Source organism: Microbacterium sp. Cr-K20, from assembly GCF_000708325.1.
Classification (GTDB): Bacteria; Actinomycetota; Actinomycetes; order Actinomycetales; family Microbacteriaceae; genus Microbacterium.
In genome coordinates this window covers 25325-48978 of sequence record NZ_JARE01000078.1, presented here as the reverse complement: position 1 = coordinate 48978, position 23654 = coordinate 25325, and the positions used below count along the sequence as shown (strand labels likewise).

Genomic DNA, 23654 nt, shown 5'->3' with positions numbered 1-23654 from the left:
CCGTAGACTCGGAGCCATGTCGAATGACGTCGAACACGCCAAGCGCGCTCTCCGCGCCGAACTGCGCGAAAGACGCCAGCTCCTCTCCGATCCGCAGCGCGAGGCCGCGGCCACGGCGATCGGCGAGCGCCTCGACGCCCTGGTCGACGAGCTCGGCGCACAGTCGATCTCGTGCTTCCTGTCGACCACCACCGAGCCGGGCACCCGTGACTTCGTGACGAGGGCGGTGCGCCGCGGCATCCGCGTCCTGTTGCCGGTCACCCGCGCCGACGGTCTCCTGGACTGGGCCGTGGCCACCGACGACGACGAGGTTTCCGAAGGACTCCACGGCCTGCCGGAGCCCACCGGTGAGGTCCTCGGTCCGATCGCCGTCAACGACGTGGACCTGATGATCGTCCCTGCCGCCGCCGTCGATCGCACCGGGATGCGGATGGGCTGGGGACGCGGCTACTTCGACAAGACGATCGGCTCCATGGAGCAGTGCCCGCCCGTCTACGCGGTCATCTATGATTCCGAGGTACTCGACGAACTTCCGCGAGAGGTGCACGATCAGCCCGTGAACGGGATCGTGACGCCGTCGCAGACTCTCACCCTGTCGCCTCGGCGACGCTGACCTGCAAGGACCCCCATGCCCACCTACGCCTATGCCTGCACATCGTGCGGACACAAGTTCGACGCCGTGCAGAGCTTCGCGGATGACGCCCTGACGGTGTGCCCCGAGTGCGGCGGCCAGCTGCGGAAGCAGTACGGTTCGATCGGCGTCACCTTCAACGGGTCCGGTTTCTATCGCACGGACTCGCGTGCCAAATCCGGCGGTTCCGGGGATGCTTCGGCATCATCGAAGACGGAATCGACGACGAGCGCCAAACCGGCGGCTGCGTCGACTCCGGCCTCTTCGTGAGGCCCTGATCTACTGGGGGTTCCCATGCTCAAAGGTTTCAAGGACTTCCTGCTGCGCGGGAACGTGATCGATCTGGCCGTGGCCGTCGTGATCGGCACGGCTTTCACCGCGATCGTGACCGCGGTGGTCAACAGCATCATCAACCCCTTCATCTCACTCTTCCTCAAGGCGGATGCCGCAGGGGAGTTCGGGATCCCCGTTCCGAACATCTACGGCGAGACGGTGACGTTCCCGATCGGTGACCTGATCTCGGCGATCATCAGCTTCCTCGCCGTCGCCGCCGTCGTCTACTTCGTCTTCGTACTCCCGATGAACACCTTCAAGGCGCACGTCGAGGCACGCAAAGGCACGCCGGCCGAAGAGCCCGAGGAGGAGCCGGCCGCAGCGAGCGAGGCCGAGCTGCTGGTGGAGATCCGCGACCTGCTCAAGGCGCAGCGCGGCGCCTGACGCCCTCCACTCAGACACGAGACGCGCGATTCCTCTTCGGAGGGACCGCGCGTCTCTCTTTCCGGCTCGGGCTCGTGAAGAACGATCAGTAGTGCGGCGGCACGTCCTGGATGAGCTGATCGTCGTTCGGGCCTTTCGCGCCCTTCGGCCGGGCACGTGGCGGCGTCGGCTGATCGGTCCCCGTCTCCGGGGCCGGGTCACTTCCGGGCACCGGAGTCAGTCGGGCACGACGCGATCCGGCGACCCGCACCACACGTTGACGCGGAGCATCGGGGTCGACCTGGTCAGTCATTCGGGGTGTCGGCGATATCGAGCGGCTGCGTGTCGTTCTCGGCCCGCGGCACGGTGTCGGAGATGCCCAACACGGCGGCGATGCGCGTCGCGACGGTCGCCGGATCGCTGTAGAGATCGAACGCGTGCACGCGCACGTAGTGCCAGCCGAGGCGACGGAGGACGTGCGGCCGCAGCCGCAGCGTCTCGCGCAGGGACTCACCGCGCGATTCCGGGTCGGGCTCGATCACGACCGCCTTGCCGCCGTGCTGCGCGACCAGCGGAAGCAGTCCGCGGTAGTCGACATCGACGGAGGCGCCGAGCCGCCGCAGTTCCCTGGCCAGGGCGAGAGTGAGCGGGTCAGCCAGATCCTCGAGCCGCGCATCCCTGCCGCGGGCGGCGAGACCACCGAGGATCGACATGAGCGTGGCTGCGCCGTGCTCGAGGCGCCCATCGTCGAAGGAGGACGGGCGGATCGACGAGACGAGGACCATCGATCGGCGGGCTCGGGTCATCCCGACCGTGAGCAGACGCTCGCCGTCTGGTGTGGAGAGATCGCCGAAGTCGCTCAGGACACGGCCGTGCTTGGTGAGTCCGAACCCGAGCGAGAAGATCACGCGGTCGCGACTCTCCGCCACGGATTCCTCGAGGGTGAGGACGGCGAACGGCTCTGCGGTATCACGGCTGACGAAGTCCGCCACGTCGGAACGCCCGGCGAAGGCGGAGGTGACAGCGGCACGCACGCGCTCGGCGTGACGCGCACTGGCGGTGACCACCATGAGGGATTCGGAGGGCCGGTGAACGGCGTGCTCGACCACGAGGGTCACCACACGCGCGACTTCGGCATCGGGGCTCTCGACCGCACCGGACACCGGATCAGGGGTACCCGTCCCGCCCTCGACGTAGTCGACCGTGAGGCTGCCGCGACCGAGATAGGAGCCCGCCCACGGCAGGGAGACGATCTCGCCGCCGTAGAACGCATCGTTGATGAGCTCAGCGAGATCCTCGCCACCGGCACGGTAGCTGCGCGTCAGAGTCATCACGGGCAGAAGCTCGGAGAGGCGCTCGAACACCGAGACGTCGTCGAACGACACCTCCGCCTCCCAGGTGTCCTCCGGATCCACGGCGATGTGGAACGGTGTGGGACGCTGCGTGACCGGATCGCCGAACGCGACGACCTGGCGTGCCCGGCAGATCGCCGGTGCAGCCTCAGCCAGATTGATCGCGGCCGCATCTACGAGAAGGACGGTGTCGAACTCGACCGATTCCGGGATCTCCGGCACGAGGTACGGGGAAGAGATCCAGACGGGCGCGAGCACGTCGACGAGGGTCGGCGCGGCGCTGACGACCTGCGCAGTGGTCGCGGCGGGCTGAGTCAGCGCGCGCCGGAGATGCTGCGACTGCTGCGGTTCGTCGACGATCGCGATCCGCCACTGGTTGGCGAGCTGCCAGGCCAGGAGCGGGCCCGCCATCGCGGCGTGTGCCTCGTCCACCAGCCGGAAGTCGCGCTCGAGCCGGTCGACGACGGCGGTGTTCGCACCGAGGAGAGCACGGTTGTCCTGCAGTGCGCGCTCGAGGAGCGACTGCCACCAGGCGAACTCGAGCTCCTCCCCCACCTGCGACTCGGCCACGTGCCGCACGGAAAGTTCTGCGAGCAGCGGCTCGAGTCCGAGGAGGGCGAGTCGATCGCGCAGCTGGGCGCGCTCCACGAGGTTCTCGAACACGTCGGACTTGGCGGCGAGCCCGGCAAGAGTGCGGACGAGTCGTGCGACCGGGAGCGACGCCAACGGCTCGCGGCGGCCCAGCGCGGCATCCAGTTCGGCGAGCTCCGCCTCGGCCCGCTGCCAGGCCACGTACACGTCGGCGAGACCGAGCGGGATCTCCGGTGCGACCCCCGCCTCGACGTACCGCTGCCACTGCGTGCGCTGAGTCTGGATCCGCAGCAGCGCTTCATGCATCTCGGTCACGTGGACGCCCGGACGGACATACTCTTTCGCCAGACGCCGCAGCCGCCGCCGGTTCGCTCCGGAGAGACCGGGGGCGTCGCGACGCGAGCCGTGCGCCTGGATGAGCTCGCCCAACGGCCGCTCGAAGACCGTGGGGCTGAAGCGATCGAGTGAATCGCGGATGCCCTGCAGCAGACGCAGATACTCGCCGAGCTCGTCGATCGTCGCAAACGGTCGCATGTGCGTCTGGGCGATCAGTTCGTAGCCGCGCTCGAGAAGAGCGGGGACGCTGTCCGAGTGCAGTCGACCGGCGAGCTCGTGCGCGGCTCTGGCCGCTTCGGTGCTCGTGAAGGTCACGCCGTACCACGGCGAATCATTCGGGCCGAAGCGGAACTCCCCGAGACGCGCGGCCTGAGCGAGGGCTTCTGCAGCCTCGCTGCGATCTGCCGCGAGGCGACGGAGAGCGTCGGTGCCGAGCCGAGCGGTGGTGGACGGCGGCACCGGCAGCGACGCGAGCCTGGTGAGCTGGCGGGTCGCGTCGAGCACCGAGGCATCCACTCCCGCGATGGGAGCCGTGAGAGCCTGGCGGTAGTCGCGCAGGACGGTCCGGAGGCGCACCAGCGCGTCGTCGACCTCACTGACCTTGGGTGGTGTCGCCTTCTCGTTGCGGCCGATCGCCCTGACCAGGTCGCGACGCACGCTGGCCGGCGAGATCGCGAGGCTGTCGAGGCCGATACCCGCGAGCCGATGACGAACGCCGTCGAGTGTCGAACGACGCGCCGAGACCACGAGCACGCGCTTGCCGGCGCGGACGAGTTCGCCGAGCGCGTTGATCACCGTCTGCGTTCCGCCCGTGCCGGGGAGCGTCGCCACCGTGAGCGAGTGCCCGGCGGCGATGCGCGCGAGAACCGCTTCCTGCTCGGCGTCTGCGTCGAGAAGAAGATTGTCCGATGCGGGAGCCCGATCGTCGGGTCCGGTGTGGTGCGGCGTGGCGCGAGGCGCCGTCACACGCTCGCGGTCGCCCACATGGCCGCCCAGCGCATTGAGGAGCACGTGATCGAGGCTTCCGGCGTCGCGGGACATCGCTCCGGAGACGTCGGCGAACGTCGACACCACGAGCCGCGGCTCTACGGAGAAGGTGTCGATCGAACGGGTCATCACGCGCAGGTTGTCGATGACCGGCTGCGGCTTGAAGATCCCGCCGTCGTACGCGAGCGCTGCGAGGGACGCGGCATCGATCGACAGCCCGAAATGATCACGGGCGATGCGGACGAGTTCGGGATTGACTTCGAACGCGCCCTGGAGCTTGAGTTCGAAGTCGGAGTGATGCCGCCGGATCGCCAGCGGCCGCAGCAGCACGGGCGCGGCGAAGCCCGCTCCGCCGATGCGCCACCGGGCGACTCCGACGGCCAGGTGCACGGCCTCGATGCCACGGACGGTGCGCAGTTCGGTGTTCTTCGCGGTGATCCGCTCGGCGGCCAGCCGCGCGGTGCGCAGACCCACCTCGTCGCGGAAGAGGTTCGACAGTAGGGTCGATTTTCCGGTGATGAACTGCGGCAGGCTGCCGGGGTGGGCCTTGGAGATGTCGATGCCCGATTCCGGGCTGTCGCGGAAGCTCACCAGCGGAGAGGGGCCGCCGAGGTCGGCCGCTTCCGCCCTCAGCCGGGTGCGCTCAGCCTCAGCGGCATGGGCGATGTCAACGCCGGTCGTGGGCTCGTGCAGATCGCCGATGGCCACAGCAGCGTCTGCCGCTGTGTTCTCCGCAGTCTTGTCTTCACGTCGCCACACAATGACACCCTAGGCGCGAGACCGGGCGAGCTGGGGTATCCCGGGCGGGTTTCCGCCGAATATCCGCCTCCGAGAGCCGATCCGCACTCCTCCTGCCCTGTGGCGATGACCGTCACGTTCTCCACCCCGCCCGGAAGGCCGGTGCTCCCCGGACAGCGATGCCGGTCAGGATGGTCGCATGACCTTCCGCTATGACTTCGCTCCGACTCCGTTCGGTGACGCCCTCGCGGTGTTCTCGGACGAGGGCATCTTGCGATTCGACCTCTCCGAATCCGAAGACCCGCTCGTTCCCTGGCTCCTCGAGGGCGTCACACGACAGCTGGGCGCCGTTCCGGAGCTCGACCCCGGAGCCGCCGACGAGCTCGCACATCTTCTGGCCGACTACTTCGACGGTGACCCGGTGCGTTTCGACCAGCACCTCCGGCTCGACTGGCGGCTGGTGGACGGATTCCACCTGAGCGCCCTGCAGACGATCTGCACGATCGAATGGGGCGAGACGATGAGCTACGGAGAGGTGGCCGTCCGTGCCGGACACCCCGGCGCGGCCCGCGCGGTCGGCACTGCGTGTCGGCTCACGCCGTTCTCGATCATCGTGCCGGTGCATCGCGTCGTCCGGTCGGACGGAAGTGTGGGCCAGTACGGCGCGCACCCTGAGCGCAAGAGATACCTGCTCGACCTCGAGGCGGGTTGAGCGAGCGGACGCAGACGTGGACCCGGCGAGTAGGCCGCCGGGTCCACGTCTTGCCCGGGTTCGATCCTCAGGAGGCCGCGGTCAGTGCTCGACCGCCTTCTCCGCGCCGAACCCCGTGAGCGAGCGCACCTCCATCTCGGCGGCGAGCTGCGGAGACTCCTTACGGGAGCTCGTCACCGTTCCGAGCCAGCCGAGGAGGAAACCCAGCGGGATCGAGACGATCCCCGGATTGTTCAGTGGCCACACGGCGATGTCGATCCCAGGGATCATCGATGTCGGGGTTCCCGAGAACACCGGCGACAGCGCGATGAGCAGGATCGCCGACCCGAGCCCGCCGTACATGCTCCACACCGCGCCCCGGGTCGTGAACCGCCGCCAGAAGAGCGAATAGAGAATGGTCGGCAGATTGGCGGAAGCGGCGACGGCGAAAGCGAGAGCGACGAGGAATGCGATGTTCTGCCCCTGCGCTCCGATGCCGCCGAGGATCGCCAGGATGCCGATCACGACCACAGTGCGACGAGCGACGCGCACCTCGCCGTTCGGATCTGCGGCGACCGGCTCGCCGGCAGCATCCTTGCGCCCCTTCTGGATGACATTGGCGTAGATGTCGTGCGCGAACGATGCCGCGGCCGTGATCGTCAGACCAGCGACCACCGCGAGGATCGTCGCGAAAGCCACGGCGGAGATAAAGCCCAGCAGCACCGGACCGCCGAGCCGGAGCGCGAGCAGCGGCGCCGCCGAGTTCACGCCGCCCGGAGCGGCCGCGATCACATCCGCACCGACCAGTGCGCCGGCACCGTAGCCGAGCACGAGGGTCAGCAGGTAGAAGCCGCCGATGAGCCAGATCGCCCAGACGACCGAGCGGCGCGCTTCCTTGGCCGTCGGCACGGTGTAGAAGCGCATGAGCACGTGCGGCAGGCCGGCGGTCCCGAGTACGAGCGCCATGCCGAGGGACAGGAAGTCCCACGGGTTCGCGCCGTACTGCAGTCCCGGAGCCAGGATCGCATCGCCCTTGTCGGAATTCGCGACCGCGGCCTCGAGAAGGGTGTTCAGGCTGAAGCCGTTGATCGCGAGCACCCAGATCGTCATGCCGACGGCGCCGCCGATCAGGAGGACGGCCTTGACGATCTGCACCCAGGTGGTGCCCTTCATGCCGCCGATCAGGACGTAGACGATCATCAGCAAGCCGACCACGGCGATCACGATCGACTGCCCGAGCCGTCCGTCGATGCCGAGCAGCAGCGATACCAACCCACCGGCACCGGCCATCTGCGCCAGCAGATAGAAGAAGCACACAGCGAGCGTCGTGATCGCGGCCGCCATTCGCACCGGGCGCTGCTTCAAGCGGAACGACAGCACGTCCGCCATCGTGAACTTCCCGGTGTTGCGCATCAGCTCCGCCACCAGCAGCAGTGCGACGAGCCAGGCGACCAGGAATCCGATCGAATAGAGGAATCCGTCGTAGCCGTTGATCGCGATGGCGCCGCAGATGCCGAGGAAGGACGCCGCGGACAGATAGTCGCCTGCGATGGCGAATCCGTTCTGCGGTCCCGTGAAAGAACGGCCGGCGGCGTAGTAGTCGGCAGCGGTCTTGTTGTTGCGGCTCGCGCGGATGACGATGAAGAGTGTCACCGCGACGAAAGCCAGGAAGATCGAGATGTTGAAGACGGGGTTGATATCGAGAGCGACCGGCTCGACCGCCGCGCGGATTGCGTTCATGCGTGCCCCTGCGCCTTCTCGAGTTCTTCACGGATCTCCGTCGCCAACGGGTCGAGTTTCCGATTCGCGAACGACACGTACGCCATGGTTATGCCGAACGTCGTGACGAACTGTCCGAGACCGAGGAGGAGCCCGATGGTGATATCGCCCCACACACGTTGTCCCATGAAATCGGGCGCGAATGCCGCAAGAAGCACATAGGCGAAATACCACAACAGGAAGAACACGGCGAGCGGAAAGATGAACGATCTCTGCGTCCGTTTCAACCTCTGGAATCGTGGAGACTGCTCGACGGCGATGTAGTCGATCTCACCGTTCGAATCGACGTGCGTCTGATCACTCATGGGGCCTCCTTGCCACATGTCCGGTCCCCGCGCAGCGGAACTGTGCGGATGATAAAGTCGACGCTACGAAACGGGGAACACAGTCGTCACCCCCGGAAGTAGGTAATTGTGAGCGCCCCAGTCCCTCTCGGTTCCGAGTCGGAGCTCGTCGCCCATGCGGTGCGCGAGCTCGCGCGGCGAACGCGATTCCCTGTCGCATTCGGCGGTCTCATCGAAGAGGGCGTCGTGAGCGTGACCAGTATCGTCGGCGCGCGAACCCGATCCCTGGACGGGTTGCGAGTGCGACCGGAGCGCGGTCTCGGCGGGCGCGCGATGATGGAATTGCGCCCACGGATGACGAGCGACTACGGCTCGTCGCAGCAGATCACCCACGACTACGACGTCTTCGTCCTCGGTGAAGGTTTGCGCACACTCCTCGCCCTCCCGATCGTCGTCCACGGCCGGTCCCGCGGCGTGCTCTACGCCGGCGCGTGGGATGAGGAACAGGTCGGTGGCGTCACCACCGCTCCAGCCATGCAGGTGGCCCAGTCCGTCGCCGACGAATTGCGGATCCGCGACGAGGTACAGCGACGGCTGGACACGAGCCCGCTGGGAAGTGAGGCTGTGGCGCCCCCGCAGCGCGAGGCGCTCCGGGAGAGCTTCGCCGAGCTGCGCAGCATCGCGGCGTCGGTCGACGACGCGGCGATACGGGCACGGATCGCCGAGGTCGAGCGGCGCCTCGTGGCACTCGCCGGGGATTCGACTCCCGCTGCGACGGCCCCCGTGCCTACGATCCATCTCTCACCCCGTGAAACCGACGTCCTCGCCTGCGCTGCGCTGGGATCGACCAATGCGGAGATCGCCGCGCAACTCGGGCTGCGCGAGGGCACGGTCAAGGCATACCTCGGCACCGCGATGGCGAAACTCGACGCTTCCACCCGTCATGCGGCCGTCACTCGAGCGCGCCGCGCGGGGCTTCTTCCCTGAGACCAGCGCTGAAGCGGATTATGACCATGCAATATTCAATTGTTGTCGCATTTCGCTTCTGCAGGTAAAGTCGCACGCATGGCTAGACGAATTGTGCACCAGCTGGTCGACGACATCGACGGCAGCGTCCTCGAAGTCGGAGAAGGCGAGACCGTGCATTTCTCGGTCAACGGCGCCTCCTACGAGATCGATTTGAATGCCGCGCATGCGGAGGAATTGCGAAAGGCTCTCGAGCCGTATATCGCTGCAGGGCGTCGCGCCGGGTCCTCCAGCACCGCACGTTCCTCTTCATCTTCTCGCAAGCGACCGGCACGCAATCCCGAGGTTGCCGCCATCCGGGCATGGGCCAATGAGAACGGCTACACGCTCTCCGAGCGAGGACGCATCCCCGCCCCGATCCTGGATGCGTACAAGGCAGCGCACTGAGTTCGGCCCCTCGTGGGCCGTTCTCTCAATCAGACGTCTGCTGTAACCAGGCTTCGTCTCGAAGCGTGATCTCTTCCGTCATGTCCTGGAGGAATCGGATAACGACGTCGCGTTCTGCCGGCGAGAGCCGGGCGGCCGCATAGAAGCGCTTCGCCTGCTGTCGACCGACCGTCTCCATCGCCGCGAGCCGCGTCTCCGGCGTGATGCTGATGCGGAGCGCCCTCCGGTCGGTCGGGTGGGGTGAGCGTGTGATGTGCCCGCCCTTCTCCAGCCGATCGAGGAGCTTGGTCGTCGCGGCCGTCGAGACGTCGAGGTGGTGAGCTATACCCCCGGGTGTCGCCACCAGGCTCCGATTCGCACACACGATCAGATAGTGCAGCGCACGCATGTCGGTCTCATTGAGGCGCATGTACCGGCGTGAAGCCTGAGAGAGGGTCTGCTCGGCTTCCCGCAGACCCGCGAGCGACTCCATGAGCCGGGCGATCTGCCGCAACTCCTCAGGCGGAACACCCGTCCGATCTACCAGCGTGCTTCGCGGATCACTGGCGTCGACGTCGTAGATCGCCGCGTGGCTCAGCCCATCCGGCGCGCGGTCGACAGTGCTCGTATCACCATCGATGGGCGGATTCGTCGCCCTCGCCCCGGTGTGCGGGGTGGTGCCGGGCTCCGTGTCCATGCGATCATGTTACACACACACAGTTTCATGCTAAGTTGACTACTCACCAAGTTAGCTATTTCCAACGCTCGGAAGAGGGAGATGCCATGGACCACGTGACCCTCCTGGCCGAAGATGGGACCGCCATCGGCACACTGCCGAAGAGTGAGGTCCACACGAGCGACACCCCGCTGCATCTCGCCTTCTCGTGCTACGTCTTCGACGCACGAGGACGACTGCTCCTCACCCGCCGTTCGCTCGCGAAGCGGACCTGGCCCGGTGTCTGGACGAACAGCTTCTGCGGCCATCCACGACCCGACGAGAAGATGGGGGACGCGGTTCGGCGACGTGGTCTGGACGAGCTCGGCATCCGACTCTCGGGTGTTCGCCTCGTGCTGCCTGACTACCGTTATCGGGCCATCGACGCGAGTGGAATCGTCGAGAACGAGATCTGCCCGGTGCACGTGGCGATGATCGACGGTGAGCCCGCGGCCGATCCCGACGAGGTATCCGAATGGACGTGGGTCGAAGTTCCCGCCCTGATCGAAGCCGTCACCCATGCACCGTTCGCGTTCAGCCCGTGGCTCGTCGAGCAGCTTCCCCTTCTGCGACAGGTCGGCGAGGTCTGAGCAATGAGCGCGACAGCCACGGAGGAAGCACTCGGGACACGGATCGAAGCCGCGCTGCGGCGACGCTTCTCCGCGCACACGGCAGCGGCGGAGAAATACGGCCCCGGGTTCACGGAGCTGTGGACGGTGGCGGCCGAGCACGCACTCGGCGGCAAACTCATCCGGCCGCGACTGCTCGTCGACCTGGTGCAGGCCCTCTCACCGCACCCGCTCTCGGCGGAGGCGAGCGAGTCCGCGATCGATGTCGCGGCCGAGGTCGAGCTGCTGCACTTCGCCTTCCTCCTGCATGACGATGTCATCGACGGAGATCTCATCCGCCGGCGCGGACCGAACCTGATCGGCACTCTCGTCGCGGGTCGGCCGGACGCCCCTGCCGCACCGAAACTGCACTGGGCGCGATCGAGCGCGATCCTCCTCGGCGATCTCCTGTTGGCTTCGGCGGTGCTGGGGTTCGCCCGGGTGGACGTCTCCGTGCACGCACGCGATCGCCTGCTCTCGCTTCTGGAGCAGACCATCCTCGAGACCGTCGCCGGTGAGCATGCCGATGTCGCTCTCAGCGACGGCATGATCACTCCGGATCTACGAACGATCCTCTCGACGAGCGCCTACAAGACGGCGACGTACTCGTTCGTGCTTCCGCTGCGCGCCGCAGCCGTGCTGGCAGGGTCGTCGTCGGCGACCGAGCAGCGACTCACCACGATCGGCCGACACCTCGGCCTCGCGTATCAGCTGCAGGATGATCTGCTCTCCGTGTTCGGCGACCCCGACGAACACGGCAAGGATCCCTTCTCGGACCTGCGGGAAGGCAAGGAGACCGCGATCATCTCCTATGCCCGCATGACGAGCCACTGGGAGGGGATCGAACAGCACTTCGGCAGACCCGATCTCAGCGGCGCGGACGGCTCCCGCGCTCGCGATCGACTGCGCGAGTGCGGCGCCGAGGCATTCGTGCGTGGGCTCGTCAGCGAGCACCTCGAGGCCGCATCGACCGTTCTCCGCGACGCGGAGTCCGAGGGCACACTCCCACCGGCCGCCGGACGGACGATCCGCGCACTGGCCTCCCGCGTCGATGGTCGCGAGCGATGACCACCATCCCCCACGATCCCTCCGACGACGCCGCCCTCCGCCGTTTCAGCCGCACGGCGGAGATCGCGACGAGCGACGTGATCCGCACCTACTCGACGTCGTTCGGACTCGCGACCCGACTTCTCGGACGGCGACATCGTCAACATGTGCGAAACATCTACGCGATGGTGCGCATCGCCGACGAGATCGTCGACGGTGTCGCCGCCGAGGCCGGGCTCGACAGCGCGGCGCAGTCGGCAGCGCTCGCCTCCTATGTGGAAGCGACTCACCGCTCGATGCGCAGCGGATACAGCAGCGACCTGATTCTGCACGCCTTCGCGCGGACGGCCCGGGAGTGCGACATCGGCGAAGACCTGACCACGCCTTTCTTCGATTCGATGAGTGCCGACATCGATCGTGAGACGGGTTTCGCCGCCTACGACGCCGACGCCCACGCGGCATATGTCTACGGGTCCGCCGAGGTCGTCGGGTTGATGTGCCTTCAGGTATTCCTGCGGGACTCGCCCCGCACACCCGAGGAGCTCGAGACGCTCCGACGCGGTGCGCGACAGCTCGGCGCAGCCTTCCAGAACGTCAACTTCCTGCGCGACCTCGCCGACGACACGGATCGTCTGCACCGCGGTTACCTCGGCGGCACCGCGCGTCTGACCGACGCAGACCGGGACGACTGGGTCGACACGATCCTGCGCCAGCTGGCCGACGCCCGCGCGGCGATCCCCCTGCTCCCCAAGGATGCTCGCGCGGCCGTGCGCAGCGCGCTGGCGCTGTTCGCCGCACTGACCCGCCGCGTTGCGAAGACACCGGCCGAGGTCCTGTACCGACGACGGGTGCGGGTTCCTGACCCGATCAAGGCCGTGCTCGCCGCTCGCGCGGTCGCCGTGACCGCGATGGAGCGCGACCGATGAGCCGTGTGGTGGTGATCGGTGCGGGCGTCGCCGGCCTCGCGACCGCGGGACTGCTCGCACGGGACGGGCACGAGGTCGTCGTCCTCGAGAAGAACGACCGCGTCGGCGGGCGGGCCGGAACGATGGAGCGTGACGGCTTCCGATTCGACTCCGGACCGTCGTGGTACCTGATGCCCGAGGTCTTCGACCACTTCTTCGCGATGATGGGCACCACGACCGAGGAGCAGCTCGACCTCACCCGACTGGATCCCGGCTATCGCGTGTTCCGCGAACCGACCGCAGAGGATCCGACGCGCGGCGCGGTGACGGTGCCCGCCGGCAGGCAGGCCGTCACGCGCCTCTTCGAGGATCTGGAACCGGGTTCTGCCCCGGCGCTGGACTCCTACCTGCAGTCGGCACGTCATGCCGGCGAGATGGCGCAGAAGTACTTCCTCTACAACCCTTTCACCCGGACACGGTCGCTCCTGGCGCCGGAGGTCCTTCGAGCGCTGCCCCGTCTGTTCACGCTGCTCGGCACCCGGCTGCAGTCCTTCGCGGCTCGTCGTTTCCGGCATCCGGTCGTGCGTCAGATCCTCGGCTACCCGGCGGTGTTCCTCGGCACAGACCCTCGCAGCGCTCCCGCGATGTACCACCTGATGAGCTCCCTCGACCTGGACCAGGGCGTCAGCTACCCACAGGGCGGGTTCTGGCGGGTCATCGAACGGATCGAGGCCCTGGCCCGCGATGCGGGAGCCCGGGTCGTCACGGGTGCCGACGTCACCGGCATCCGCACCGAGGATGGGGACGGCGGAACACGCGTGACCGGCGTCGATTGGGTGGACGGATCGGGTACCTCCCACGTCGAGCTCGCCGATATCGTCGTCTCCGCCGCAGACCTGCACCACACCGAGACCAGGCTGTTGCCGCGATCACTGCAGAGCTATCCCGAGTCGTGGTGGACTCGCCGCACGAGCGGTCCCGGCGGGGTGCTCGTCATGCTCGGGGTAGAAGGCTCCCTGCCCGAACTCCCTCACCACTCGCTGTTCTTCACCGACGACTGGGATGCGAACTTCGACGCGATCTTCGGCCCCACCCCGTCCGTCCCCGCCCCGGCCTCGACCTACGTCTGCCGACCGAGCGCATCCGACCCCGATGTCGCGCCGCCCGGCCACGAGAACCTGTTCATCCTGGTTCCCGTTCCGGCGGATGTCGAGCTCGGGCATGGCGGATCCGATGGGTCGGGGTCCGCGGAGATCGAGCGAGCGGCCGATGCCGCCATCGACCAGGTCGCGGCATGGGCACGCATCCCCGATCTCCGTGAGCGGATCGTCGTGCGCGAGACCAAAGGGCCGGCCGACTTCCGCGACGACTACCGCTCGTGGCGGGGCGGGATGCTCGGGCCGGCGCACATCCTCTCCCAGAGTGCGATGTTCCGTGCTCAGAACGCGTCCAGGCGGGTGCAGGGACTCTTCTACGCCGGGGCCACGACCGCGCCCGGCGTCGGCGTGCCGATGTGCTTGATCAGCGCCGAGATCGTCCTGAAGCGTCTCCGCGGTGATCACTCCCCCGGCCCACTCCCGGAACCGGATGCCCCCACGATCGGGACGGCGGGCTCCTGATGGGCGCGCTGTACCTGACCGCGCTGTTGGTCTCGCTGGGCTGCATGCTGCTTCTGGACTGGCGGTTCCGGCTGTTCTTCTGGCGGGATGCGCTCTCGGCCGCCGTCGTCACGGTGGTCGGCCTCGTCTTCTTCCTCCTCTGGGACGCGGCGGGCATCGCGAACGGCATCTTCCTCCGCGGCGACGCGGCGATCGCGACGGGTCTGGTGCTCGCACCGGAACTGCCCGTGGAGGAGCCGGTGTTCCTGCTCTTCCTCATCGTGTGCACGATGGTCATCTACACCGGCTCCGCCCGCCTGCTCGCTCGGAGGCGCGATCGGCTCCGCACGAAGGCCGGTGACGCATGAGTTACATCCACGTCGCAGCCTGCTTCCTCCTCGTCGCCGCCGGCGGTGGCATCGTCCTGGCCCTGGCCTCCCGCCGACGCGGCCCCGTGCCCGCGGCCGTCCTGCTGACGGTGCTCGTCCTGTTCCTCCTCACGGCCGTTTTCGACACGCTGATGATCGCGAGTGGGCTGTTCCACTACGCACAGGATCCCCTGCTCGGTCTGCACATCGGCCTCGCCCCCATCGAGGACTTCGCGTATCCGCTCGCGGGCGCGCTGCTCCTTCCCGCCCTGTGGACTGCTCTGCGCGCACGGCGGCGAGCGCGCGAAGTCTCGACCGAGAATGACGAGGCCCGCGGATGAACGCCCGATCCGCACGCGAGCGCACCTTCGGACGGGATCTCGCGCAGATCGTGCTCTCCTCGCGGCCGATCAGCTGGATCAACACCGCGTTTCCCTTCGCGGCGGCCTATCTCCTCGCCACGCGAGAACTCGACATCACCCTGGTGATCGGGACCCTCTACTTCCTCGTCCCGTACAACCTCGCGATGTACGGGATCAACGATGTCTTCGACTACGCCTCCGATCTGGCGAACCCCCGTAAGGGCGGCATCGAGGGTGCGCTCCTTGCGCCTCGCATCCATCGCGCTACGCTCTGGGCGGCGGCGGCCACGAACATCCCGTTCCTCGTCTACCTCGTGATCGTCGGGAACCCGGCATCCTGGTTCTGGCTCGCTGTCAGCGTGTTCGCCGTGATCGCCTACTCGGCACCGGTGCTGCGTTTCAAGGAGCGGCCGTTCCTCGATTCGATCACGTCGAGCACGCACTTCGTGAGTCCGGCGATCGTCGCTCTCGCCCTGGTCGGCGCACCGGTGACGATCGGCACGATCATCACACTCGGCGCCTTCTTCCTGTGGGGCATGGCAGCCCATGCCTTCGGTGCCGTGCAGGACATCGGCCCCGATCGCGAAGGAGGAATCTCCTCGACAGCCACCGTCATCGGGGCGCGGGCGACGGTTCGGCTCTCCCTCGGGCTCTGGATGATCGCCGGCGCGGCGATGCTGTTCACCCCGTGGCCCGGCCCGCTCGCCGCCGTCCTCGCTCTGCCTTACGTGGTCAACGCAGCACCGTGGTGGAACGTCGACGATGGCAGCTCCGCGTCGACGAATCGCGCCTGGCGCCGGTTCATCGCCCTCAACTACTTCGCCGGCTTCCTCGCGACGATGATCCTGATCCTCGCGTGGATCTCCTGACTCCTGCCTCCTGCTCCTGACTCCTGCTTCTGAACGACCGTCCTCCCCGAAAGGCACCTGATGTCCCGCCCTGATTCCCCACCGACTCCACCCCTCAGGGAGCGCTCGCGGCAGCACTCCTGGGCGCGGGTCTTCATCCCCGTGGCTCTGATCCTCGTGTGGCTGGTGGGCGCCTCTCTGGGCGGTCCACTGTTCGGCAAGATCGATGAGGTCTCCTCCAACGAGCAGACGACGTACCTCCCCGAATCCGCGCAGGCCACCGAGGTGCAGCAGCTGCTCGGTGAGTTCAACGACAGCGACTCGATCCCGGCGATCGCCGTCTTCACGTCCGAGGATGAGCTCACGCAGAGCGAACTCGATGCGATCTCGGATGCGGTGGCCGAGGCCTCGACCGTGGAGGGCGTCGGCGAGGACGTGTCTCCCGCCCTCCCCTCCGATGACGGGCAGGCCGTACAGGCGTTCATCCCGATCGACAGCGACGCCGAGCTGGCCGACACGACGACGGCACTGGGCGAAGAACTGCGCGCCGGCGTCCCGGACGGCATCAGCGTGTACATCACGGGACCAGCGGGGTTCAGCGCCGACCTGGTCGCGGGCTTCGCCGGGATCGATGGGTTGCTCCTCGGCGTCGCTCTCCTGGCTGTGCTGGTCATCCTGGTACTCGTCTACCGCTCGTTCCTGCTGCCGCTGGTCGTGCTCTCGACGAGCCTCTTCGCGCTCTGCGTGGCGCTCCTCGTGGTGTGGTGGCTGGCGAAGTTCGAGGTGCTGCTTCTCAGCGGCCAGACACAGGGAATCCTCTTCATCCTCGTGATCGGCGCCGCCACCGACTACGCCCTGCTCCTCGTCGCACGCTTCCGCGAGGAGCTCCGGGTGGCGCAGGACAAGGGCGTCGCACTCCTGGCGGCATGGAAGGGCTCGGTCGAACCGATCGCGGCCTCGGGCGGCACCGTGATCGCCGGACTCCTCTGTCTGCTGCTCAGCGACCTGAAGTCGAACAGCACGCTCGGCCCCGTCGCCGCGATCGGCATCGTCTTCGCCATGCTGTCCGCCCTCACCCTGCTTCCCTCCCTGCTTCTGCTCTTCGGTCGCGCCGTGTTCTGGCCGCGACGCCCGCGCTTCGAACCGGAAGTGGTCGCCGCAGAGCACGGCATGCGCACGACGGGACTGTGGGCGCGGCTGGCGGGACTCATCAAGCGGCGCCCACGGGTCATCTGGATCGTGACGACCCTGGTCCTCGTCGCCGGCGCGGCAGGTATCACACAGCTCGACGCGAACGGGGTGCCGCAATCGGACCTGGTGCTCGGCGCCTCGGAAGCCCGCGACGGTCAGGTGGCTCTGGGCGAGCACTTCCCCGGCGGATCCGGCAGCCCCGTGTACGTGGTCGTCGACGAGGACCGACTGCAGGATGCCGCGGACGTCCTGCTCGCGAACGACGGGATCGATGCGGTCTCCGTCACCGCCGCGGACTCCCCCAGCGGCACCGCCCCCGTCACCGAGGACGGCATCACGGCCGTCGGCCCGCCGGGCACCCCCGCCCCCGACCCCACGACGGTCGACGGGCAGGTGCTGCTTCAGGGCACGCTGACCGACGCGGCCGACTCGGCCGCCGCGGCCGCCACCGTGAGAGAGGTGCGTTCCGACCTCGGCGACACGAAGGCACTCGTGGGTGGCGTCACCGCGACCTCGATCGACACGAACGATGCCTCCATCCATGACCGCAACCTGATCATCCCCGTGATCCTCCTCGTGATCATGTTGATCCTCATGCTGCTGCTGCGTTCGATCCTCGCGCCGGTGCTGCTGATCCTGACGACGGTCCTGTCGTTCGGAACCGCGATGGGTGTCTCCGCGCTCGTGTTCAACGGAATCTTCGACTTCCCCGGTGCGGACCCCGCCGTTCCGCTCTTCGGGTTCGTGTTCCTCGTGGCACTCGGCATCGACTACAACATCTTCCTGATGACGCGGGTCCGCGAGGAGTCGAAGCAGCACGGCACCCGAGAGGGGATCCTGCGGGGCCTGTCGATCACGGGCGGGGTGATCACGTCAGCGGGTCTCGTGCTCGCGGCGACCTTCGCCGCGCTGTCGGTGATCCCCATCCTGTTCCTGGTGCAGCTGGCCTTCATCGTGGCGTTCGGGGTGCTGCTGGACACGTTCGTCGTCCGATCGCTGCTCGTCCCCGCGCTGACGTACGACATCGGCAAGGCGATCTGGTGGCCTTCCAAGCTGTGGCGCCGCGGCGAGGACTGATGCGCGAGGGGGCGTGCGGACGGTCGCCTAGACTGGACGCACGCCCTCGTAGCTCAGGGGATAGAGCAGCCCTCTCCTAAAGGGCAGGTCGCAGGTTCGAATCCTGTCGAGGGCACGACGTCGAAGAGGGGCCGCCCGAAGGGTGGCCCCTCTTCGACGTCTCAGGCCCTTCGTCAGCGGGCCCCGCCGGCCAGGACGCTCCACGCGCCGCCCCCTGCTCCCACCGTTCCGCGCGTCACCATCCCGCGGCGCGTGGAGGGCTCGAGGGCACGCGGCCGTCACGCCGCCAACGCCAGGTACGGCTCCCACCGCGGGTCGCTGCGCTCGGTTCCGCGCACCGTCCAGGCGGTACCGTGCGGAGGACGAGGGGTGAAGCGCAGTTGCCAGCGCATCTCCTGCGGTGTGCGATCGCTCTTGACGTTGTTGCAGCGGAGGCAGCAAGCCACCAGGTTCTCCCAGGAGTCCGCTCCCCCGCGTGAACGCGGCAGCACGTGGTCGATGGTCGAAGCAGCTTTCCCGCAGTAGCCGCATCGATGATTGTCACGACGCAGCACACCGCGGCGAGTGACCGGCACGCGTCTGCTCGTCGGCACCCGGACGTACCGAGCGAGGATGATGACCGCCGGACGTTCATACACGCCGTGGGTGCCCCAGACGGGGTCGTCTTCCACGCGTTCGATCACGGTCGCCTTGTCATTCATCACGAGCACCAGGGCTCGCTTAAACGACACGATCGCGAGCGGCTCGTATCCGGCATTCAGGACCAGTGTGCGCATTCGTCATCCTCTCGATCCGCCGGGACGGCTTCCCGGCACTCTCGACTCACACGAGGTCGCGCAGGTGGCAGAGCGATCGTGGGGACGAAAAAAGGCGCCGTCTAAAGACAGCGCCTTTCGCGCACGGCGACGCCGTGGCTTCCCCGCGGGCTATGCAGAAGGACGTGACGACCGAGGGCATCCATGGTTCGGATGGTCGGTATTCGCTCCATCAGCCTCTCCCACCTGTACGACAACGGGATCAGGCTAACCCATCCGGCTGCATGCGGGGCGAAACGGCGGGTGAATGGAGCGAGGCGTGTCCGGGAATCAGCCGGCGTTGACCGAGAGCCACGACATGGGCTCGACGAGTCCGCCGTTGATCCAGACCTCGAAGTGCAGATGGTTGGCGGTCGAGCGTCCGGTGCTGCCGACATAGCCGATCAACTGTCCGGCCGCTACCGACTGTCCGACCTGCACTTGGCGCGAACCGTAGATCATGTGACCGTAGGTCGTCTGCACTCGCTGACCGCCCACGACGCTGTCGAGCATGACGGCGACGCCGTAGCCGCCGATGCTCTCGGCGGAAGCGCGGACGACTCCGGCAGCGGCGGCATAGATCGGGGTGCCCGCGGGAGCGAGCATGTCGGCACCGTTGTGGCCGCCGCCGATCGTGCGGCTGACGTTCCAGGAGCCCATCGGGAGCGGGTAGCGGACTTCACCCGAGCCCGGGGAGGTCAGCGCGTAGCCGGCCGTGTTGTATTGGGCAGACGAGGACGCCGTCGATGCCTTTGCGGCAGCGGCGGCGCGAGCCGCAGCGGCCTCTTCTGCCTTCTTCTTCGCGATCTCCTCGGGAGTCGTCGCACTGAAGGAGCCTCGGCTCAAGGGAGCAGCTGTGGCCTGCGAGGCCACCACCAGGGACTGCGCGTCGACCGCGGCCAGCTGCTGCAGGGTCGTCGGAGCGGCTTCGCTCGGCTTCGACTGCGCGAAGGCAGGAAGAGCGATGCCGGCGACGAGCGCACCGACGGCCCCGAAGATGGCGATGGATCGGAGTGGCTTGACGGCCTTGCGAGCGGTCACCCGCGCACCTGCGCGTCGTGCGCTCACTCGGTCTCCAGATGTCTTCTTCGCGGGCTGTTCGATATCTGCGGCCAAAACGTGGTCCTCCTGGGCCCTAGCGCTTTCGGGTAGCGCTGGCTCGTCGGCACTCTGCTTTCGTGGCACGAACGTATCTCGGGTACTTTGTGCGTTCCTGCCGTGAAGACGACGAGCCTGAAAGGCGTATCTTCGCGGTCCATCTCCAGCGGGCTTCTTCGCTGGCGACTCGACCGAGGTTACCGGAAGATAACGATCATGTCACCCCGGGAACCTGACAATCGTCGCAGAGGCCGCATCAGGAGCGCTCCGCATGCCGCTGCGAGGGGCGGAATCCGTGCCGGATCAGGCGGGTTCGCCCACGAGGAAGATGTGCGATGCGAGCTCCACGGGGAGTTCGAGACCGTCTTCCTTGCCGTCCATCTGGATGAGGACATACCCCTCACTGAAGCGGAAGTCGCCGTGCGCACCCGGAACCACACCGGCATCGCGCAGCTGCTCCAGCAGCTCCGGGTCGACCTGCGCGGGCTCGGCGAGGCGACGAACGGTCCCCTCGACGGGCTCACCCGCTGCGTTGAGTCGTTGGACGAGGCCGATGACGCCCTCGTCGAAGGTGCGAGCCGGCAGGTCGCCGAGCTGGTCGAGGCCGGGGATCGGGTTGCCGTAGGGCGATTCGGTCGGGTGCCCGAGCAGCTCCACCAGGCGGCGCTCGACCTGCTCGCTCATCACGTGCTCCCACCGGCAGGCCTCTTCGTGCACGTATGCCCAGTCGAGTCCGATGACATCCGACAGCAGACGCTCGGCGAGACGGTGCTTGCGCATCACGTCGACGGCCTTGCGGCGGCCGGCGTCGGTGAGCTCGAGCGTGCGGTCCTCCGAGACGATGACGAGGCCATCGCGCTCCATGCGCCCCACGGTCTGCGAGACCGTCGGGCCGGAGTGACCGAGGCGCTCGGAGATGCGCGCGCGCAGCGGCACGATGTTCTCCTCCTCGAGTTCGAGGATGGTGCGGAGATACATCTCCGTGGTGTCGATCAGATCGGTCATGTGCAGGCCCTCCGGGGTTCTTAGGCAAGCCTACATTCCCGGACCGACATCGGATCCGTCGCCGGTCCGGCGACCCGCCGGGTGCCCTCTAGAATCGACCCATGGCGATCGAGATTCCCGGTGACCTCCTGCCCGCTGACGGCCGCTTCGGCTGCGGCCCCTCGAAGGTGCGCCCCGCGCAGCTCGAGGCGCTGGTCGCATCGGGAGCGTCGATCCTCGGCACCTCGCACCGCCAGGCGCCCGTGAAGAACCTCGTCGGCAGCGTGCGCGAGCAGCTCGCCGCCCTGTTCCGCATCCCCGAGGGATACGAGATCCTGGTGGGCAACGGCGGCTCGACCGCCTTCTGGGACGCCGCGGCCTTCGGCCTCATCGAACGTCGCAGCCAGAACCTCGTCTTCGGCGAGTTCGGCGGTAAGTTCGCCGCCGCAGCCGGTGCCCCCTGGCTCGAGGCTCCCGACGTGCGCAAGGCCGAGCCCGGGTCCCTGACCGTCGCCGAGCCCGTGCCGGGTGTCGACGTCTATGCCTGGCCCCACAACGAGACCTCGACCGGCGTCGCCGCTCCCGTCCGCCGCATCGACGCCGACGGCGCGCTGACCGTCATCGATGCGACGAGCGCCGCCGGCGGCATCGACTTCGACGCGGCTCAGGCCGACGTCTACTACTTCGCCCCGCAGAAGAACCTGGGTTCGGACGGCGGCCTGTGGTTCGCGGCGGTTTCACCGGCTGCGATCGAGCGCATCGAGCGCATCGCGGCATCCGGTCGGTACATCCCCGAGTTCCTGAGCCTGAAGAACGCCGTGGACAACTCCCGGCTCAACCAGACGCTCAACACCCCGGCACTGACCACGCTGCACCTGCTCGACAGCCAGCTGCGCTGGATCCTCGACAACGGTGGGCTCGCCTGGGCGGCGGCCCGCACGTCCGAGTCGTCCTCGGTGCTGTACGACTGGGCCGAGGCGTCGTCGGTCGCCACGCCCTTCGTGACGGACGCCGCACACCGCTCTCCGGTGGTCGCCACGATCGACTTCGACGACAGCATCGACGCGGCGGCGATCGCGAAGACCCTCCGGGCGAACGGCATCGTCGACACCGAGCCGTATCGCAAGCTCGGACGCAACCAGCTACGCGTCGCGACCTTCGTGTCGATCGACCCGGACGACGTGCGTCAGCTCACCCGCTCGATCGACTTCGTGCTGGAGAACCTGGGCGCCTGAGCGCCCGCCCTCACTCCTCTTCGTCGACCTCAGCGGCGTCCGCATCCAGGGCGTCGGCGTCGTCGTCGGATTCGTCGAGCTCATCGATGTCGACCCCGTCGAGATCGCCTGCGTGGAGGATGTCCGCGGCACGGTCATCGTCCTCGTCGAGCTCATCGTCGAGGATGTCGTCGTCGAGAGCATCCTCGTCATCGAGATCGAGATCGTCGGCATCCTCGGCGCTCTCGTCACCCGCGGCGGCCGCGGCCTCCGCGAGTTCCACCTGATGCGCGCGGTACTCGGCCAGACGTTCGGCCCAGGGCACCCATTCCGGCGCCAGAAGGGCTCCGTCGCCGGGCAGAAGCTCGAGCTCGAGGACCGTCGGATCCTCATCATCGACCTGCGCGACGGTCACGGTCCAGTACCAGCCGGGGTAGCCGGCCAGACGGTTCTCGAACCGCAACGACACAGAGCCGTCCTCTTCGATGAGGTACCCGGCTGCGGGACCGATCGTGGACGCGGGAGTGATCTCGCCCAGGGCTGCCAGGGCGAGATCGTGGGCGCCGACGAGACGCGCGTCGGCGTCAGGCTTCGAGGTCATCAGCGACCTTGCGCAGGACGGCAGCGATCTTGCGGCCGTGTCCGGAGGCGGGGTAGCGCCCGCGGCGCAGGTCTCCGCCGATGCCGTCGAGCAGCTTGACGAGGTCTTCGACGATGATCGCCATGTCATCGGCCGGCTTCCGCTTGGCCTTCGACAGGCTGGGCGGCGCTTCGAGCACACGCACCGACAGAGCCTGGAGACCGCGCTTGCCATCGGCGACGCCGAACTCCACGCGCGCACCGGCCTTCACAGCGGTGCCGGTAGGCATCGCGGAGGCGTGCAGGAAGACGTCCTGGCCGTCATCGCTGGCGATGAAGCCGAAACCCTTGTCTTCGTCGTAGAACCTGACCTTGCCGGTGGGCATGGGAGAACCTCGCTGAGATCGATATGCAGAACAGTGGACGCGCTCGTGCGCGTCCCCCCAGCCTACCGGTCGCACGGCCCGCGGAACCGATGGGCGCAGTGCGAGTAGGCTGGGACGGATGAGCACGCAGAATTCCGAGCCGGAGGTCCCCATCCGTCGGGTGGACCGCTTCCTGACCTTCGGCGCGCTCGGAATCGCCGCTGCCGCTGTGGTGTGTTTCTTCGCCATCATCATCGGCACCTGGGTCGGCATGGATCAAGAGGCTTTCGGCCATGGCGTGTGGCCCCTCATCGCCGCGATCCCCTATTGGGGCCTTCCTCTCGCCTTCGTGATGATCATCGCCCTCCTCACGATGAGCTTCATCCGGAAGGGCCGCGCGTCTTCGCGTTCGTGAGGCACCGGC

Annotated in this window: 26 protein-coding genes and 1 tRNA gene; 17 read left to right on the top strand and 10 right to left on the bottom strand. The window is 67.6% G+C overall.

Annotation, left to right across the window (positions count from 1 at the left end; translation table 11 throughout):
• Positions 1 to 16: 16 nt before the first annotated feature.
• From GZ67_RS0118355 to mscL, 3 genes are read left to right on the top strand one after another with little or no spacing between them, the layout of a single operon-like run.
• A complete protein-coding gene (locus tag GZ67_RS0118355) occupies positions 17 to 613 on the top strand; it encodes a 5-formyltetrahydrofolate cyclo-ligase (protein ID WP_029262713.1) in 597 nt (198 codons plus the stop codon).
• Positions 614 to 628: 15 nt separating this feature from the next.
• Positions 629 to 901 carry an FmdB family zinc ribbon protein gene (locus GZ67_RS0118350; RefSeq protein WP_029262714.1) on the top strand — a complete coding sequence of 91 codons (273 nt, stop codon included), beginning with the start codon at positions 629 to 631 and terminating at the stop codon, positions 899 to 901.
• A gap of 24 nt (positions 902 to 925) precedes the next feature.
• Positions 926 to 1348 carry a large conductance mechanosensitive channel protein MscL gene (gene mscL, locus GZ67_RS0118345; RefSeq protein ID WP_029262715.1) on the top strand — a complete coding sequence of 141 codons (423 nt, stop codon included), beginning with the start codon at positions 926 to 928 and terminating at the stop codon, positions 1346 to 1348.
• An 85-nt stretch (positions 1349 to 1433) separates the two neighbouring features.
• On the opposite strand, the gene GZ67_RS0118340 is transcribed toward mscL, so the two are convergent.
• Both GZ67_RS0118340 and GZ67_RS0118335 read right to left on the bottom strand, forming a co-directional pair.
• Positions 1434 to 1640, bottom strand: a complete 207-nt coding sequence (locus GZ67_RS0118340; RefSeq protein WP_029262716.1) for a hypothetical protein — start codon at positions 1638 to 1640, stop codon at positions 1434 to 1436.
• Positions 1633 to 5352 (bottom strand): AAA family ATPase, encoded by a 3720-nt coding sequence (locus tag GZ67_RS0118335; protein WP_442922252.1) that lies wholly within the window; start codon positions 5350 to 5352, stop codon positions 1633 to 1635. Before GZ67_RS0118335 ends, GZ67_RS0118340 begins: the two co-directional genes overlap by 8 nt.
• Before the next feature lie 178 nt (positions 5353 to 5530).
• On the opposite strand from GZ67_RS0118335, the gene GZ67_RS0118330 reads away from it, so the two are divergent.
• Positions 5531 to 6043 carry a methylated-DNA--[protein]-cysteine S-methyltransferase gene (locus GZ67_RS0118330; RefSeq protein ID WP_029262718.1) on the top strand — a complete coding sequence of 171 codons (513 nt, stop codon included), beginning with the start codon at positions 5531 to 5533 and terminating at the stop codon, positions 6041 to 6043.
• 81 nt (positions 6044 to 6124) lie between these two features.
• Here the strand turns inward: GZ67_RS0118330 and GZ67_RS0118325 are convergent, their stop codons facing one another.
• Together GZ67_RS0118325 and GZ67_RS0118320 are read right to left on the bottom strand one after the other, a co-directional pair.
• Positions 6125 to 7762, bottom strand: a complete 1638-nt coding sequence (locus GZ67_RS0118325; protein ID WP_029262719.1) for a solute symporter family protein — start codon at positions 7760 to 7762, stop codon at positions 6125 to 6127.
• Positions 7759 to 8106 carry a DUF485 domain-containing protein gene (locus tag GZ67_RS0118320; protein WP_029262720.1) on the bottom strand — a complete coding sequence of 116 codons (348 nt, stop codon included), beginning with the start codon at positions 8104 to 8106 and terminating at the stop codon, positions 7759 to 7761. The genes GZ67_RS0118325 and GZ67_RS0118320 overlap by 4 nt, the downstream gene beginning before the upstream one ends.
• A 108-nt stretch (positions 8107 to 8214) precedes the next feature.
• Between GZ67_RS0118320 and GZ67_RS0118315 the strand changes: the two genes are divergently transcribed.
• Together GZ67_RS0118315 and GZ67_RS0118310 are read left to right on the top strand one after the other, a co-directional pair.
• The gene (locus tag GZ67_RS0118315) at positions 8215 to 9072 is read left to right on the top strand and encodes a LuxR C-terminal-related transcriptional regulator (RefSeq protein ID WP_029262721.1); all 858 of its coding nucleotides are present in this window, start codon (positions 8215 to 8217) and stop codon (positions 9070 to 9072) included.
• Positions 9073 to 9150: 78 nt separating this feature from the next.
• Positions 9151 to 9498 (top strand): histone-like nucleoid-structuring protein Lsr2, encoded by a 348-nt coding sequence (locus tag GZ67_RS0118310; protein ID WP_029262722.1) that lies wholly within the window; start codon positions 9151 to 9153, stop codon positions 9496 to 9498.
• A 25-nt stretch (positions 9499 to 9523) separates the two neighbouring features.
• Here the strand turns inward: GZ67_RS0118310 and GZ67_RS0118305 are convergent, their stop codons facing one another.
• Positions 9524 to 10174 (bottom strand): MarR family winged helix-turn-helix transcriptional regulator, encoded by a 651-nt coding sequence (locus tag GZ67_RS0118305; RefSeq protein ID WP_081860049.1) that lies wholly within the window; start codon positions 10172 to 10174, stop codon positions 9524 to 9526.
• Positions 10175 to 10260: 86 nt separating this feature from the next.
• Here GZ67_RS0118305 and idi point away from each other — a divergent pair, with 86 nt between their 5' ends.
• The 9 genes from idi (at position 10261) to GZ67_RS0118260 (ending at position 18311) form a co-directional block, all read left to right on the top strand.
• Entirely contained in the window at positions 10261 to 10782 is a 522-nt protein-coding gene (gene idi, locus GZ67_RS0118300; protein WP_029262724.1) for an isopentenyl-diphosphate Delta-isomerase, read from the top strand.
• Between the two features lie 3 nt (positions 10783 to 10785).
• A complete protein-coding gene (locus GZ67_RS0118295; protein ID WP_029262725.1) occupies positions 10786 to 11868 on the top strand; it encodes a polyprenyl synthetase family protein in 1083 nt (360 codons plus the stop codon).
• Positions 11865 to 12773, top strand: coding sequence for a phytoene/squalene synthase family protein (locus tag GZ67_RS0118290; RefSeq protein WP_029262726.1), 909 nt, complete (start codon positions 11865 to 11867; stop codon positions 12771 to 12773). The genes GZ67_RS0118295 and GZ67_RS0118290 overlap by 4 nt, the downstream gene beginning before the upstream one ends.
• Complete coding sequence (gene crtI, locus GZ67_RS0118285; RefSeq protein WP_029262727.1) at positions 12770 to 14371, top strand: phytoene desaturase family protein; 1602 nt, start codon at positions 12770 to 12772, stop codon at positions 14369 to 14371. The genes GZ67_RS0118290 and crtI overlap by 4 nt, the downstream gene beginning before the upstream one ends.
• Entirely contained in the window at positions 14371 to 14718 is a 348-nt protein-coding gene (locus tag GZ67_RS0118280; RefSeq protein WP_029262728.1) for a lycopene cyclase domain-containing protein, read from the top strand. The genes crtI and GZ67_RS0118280 overlap by 1 nt, the downstream gene beginning before the upstream one ends.
• Positions 14715 to 15059, top strand: a complete 345-nt coding sequence (locus GZ67_RS0118275) for a lycopene cyclase domain-containing protein (RefSeq protein WP_029262729.1) — start codon at positions 14715 to 14717, stop codon at positions 15057 to 15059. The genes GZ67_RS0118280 and GZ67_RS0118275 overlap by 4 nt, the downstream gene beginning before the upstream one ends.
• Positions 15056 to 15949, top strand: a complete 894-nt coding sequence (locus GZ67_RS0118270; protein WP_029262730.1) for a prenyltransferase — start codon at positions 15056 to 15058, stop codon at positions 15947 to 15949. Before GZ67_RS0118275 ends, GZ67_RS0118270 begins: the two co-directional genes overlap by 4 nt.
• A 60-nt stretch (positions 15950 to 16009) precedes the next feature.
• Entirely contained in the window at positions 16010 to 18196 is a 2187-nt protein-coding gene (locus tag GZ67_RS0118265) for an MMPL family transporter (RefSeq protein WP_036303709.1), read from the top strand.
• Between the two features lie 42 nt (positions 18197 to 18238).
• Positions 18239 to 18311, top strand: a tRNA-Arg gene (locus GZ67_RS0118260).
• 163 nt (positions 18312 to 18474) lie between these two features.
• On the opposite strand, the gene GZ67_RS0118255 is transcribed toward GZ67_RS0118260, so the two are convergent.
• The 3 genes from GZ67_RS0118255 to GZ67_RS0118245 all read right to left on the bottom strand — a co-directional run bounded on the left by GZ67_RS0118255 (position 18475) and on the right by GZ67_RS0118245 (position 21093).
• Positions 18475 to 18972, bottom strand: coding sequence for an HNH endonuclease (locus GZ67_RS0118255; RefSeq protein WP_029262732.1), 498 nt, complete (start codon positions 18970 to 18972; stop codon positions 18475 to 18477).
• A gap of 309 nt (positions 18973 to 19281) precedes the next feature.
• Positions 19282 to 20031 carry a M23 family metallopeptidase gene (locus tag GZ67_RS0118250; protein WP_036303711.1) on the bottom strand — a complete coding sequence of 250 codons (750 nt, stop codon included), beginning with the start codon at positions 20029 to 20031 and terminating at the stop codon, positions 19282 to 19284.
• A gap of 360 nt (positions 20032 to 20391) precedes the next feature.
• Complete coding sequence (locus GZ67_RS0118245) at positions 20392 to 21093, bottom strand: metal-dependent transcriptional regulator (protein ID WP_029262734.1); 702 nt, start codon at positions 21091 to 21093, stop codon at positions 20392 to 20394.
• A gap of 101 nt (positions 21094 to 21194) precedes the next feature.
• On the opposite strand from GZ67_RS0118245, the gene serC reads away from it, so the two are divergent.
• On the top strand, positions 21195 to 22307 hold the full coding sequence (serC, locus tag GZ67_RS0118240; protein WP_029262735.1) for a phosphoserine transaminase: 1113 nt from the start codon (positions 21195 to 21197) through the stop codon (positions 22305 to 22307).
• A 10-nt stretch (positions 22308 to 22317) separates the two neighbouring features.
• On the opposite strand, the gene GZ67_RS0118235 is transcribed toward serC, so the two are convergent.
• Both GZ67_RS0118235 and GZ67_RS0118230 read right to left on the bottom strand, forming a co-directional pair.
• The gene (locus tag GZ67_RS0118235) at positions 22318 to 22887 is read right to left on the bottom strand and encodes a DUF3027 domain-containing protein (protein WP_029262736.1); all 570 of its coding nucleotides are present in this window, start codon (positions 22885 to 22887) and stop codon (positions 22318 to 22320) included.
• Positions 22871 to 23251, bottom strand: a complete 381-nt coding sequence (locus GZ67_RS0118230) for a cold-shock protein (RefSeq protein ID WP_029262737.1) — start codon at positions 23249 to 23251, stop codon at positions 22871 to 22873. Before GZ67_RS0118230 ends, GZ67_RS0118235 begins: the two co-directional genes overlap by 17 nt.
• A 118-nt stretch (positions 23252 to 23369) precedes the next feature.
• On the opposite strand from GZ67_RS0118230, the gene GZ67_RS0118225 reads away from it, so the two are divergent.
• A complete protein-coding gene (locus tag GZ67_RS0118225) occupies positions 23370 to 23645 on the top strand; it encodes a hypothetical protein (protein ID WP_029262738.1) in 276 nt (91 codons plus the stop codon).
• Positions 23646 to 23654: the final 9 nt, after the last annotated feature.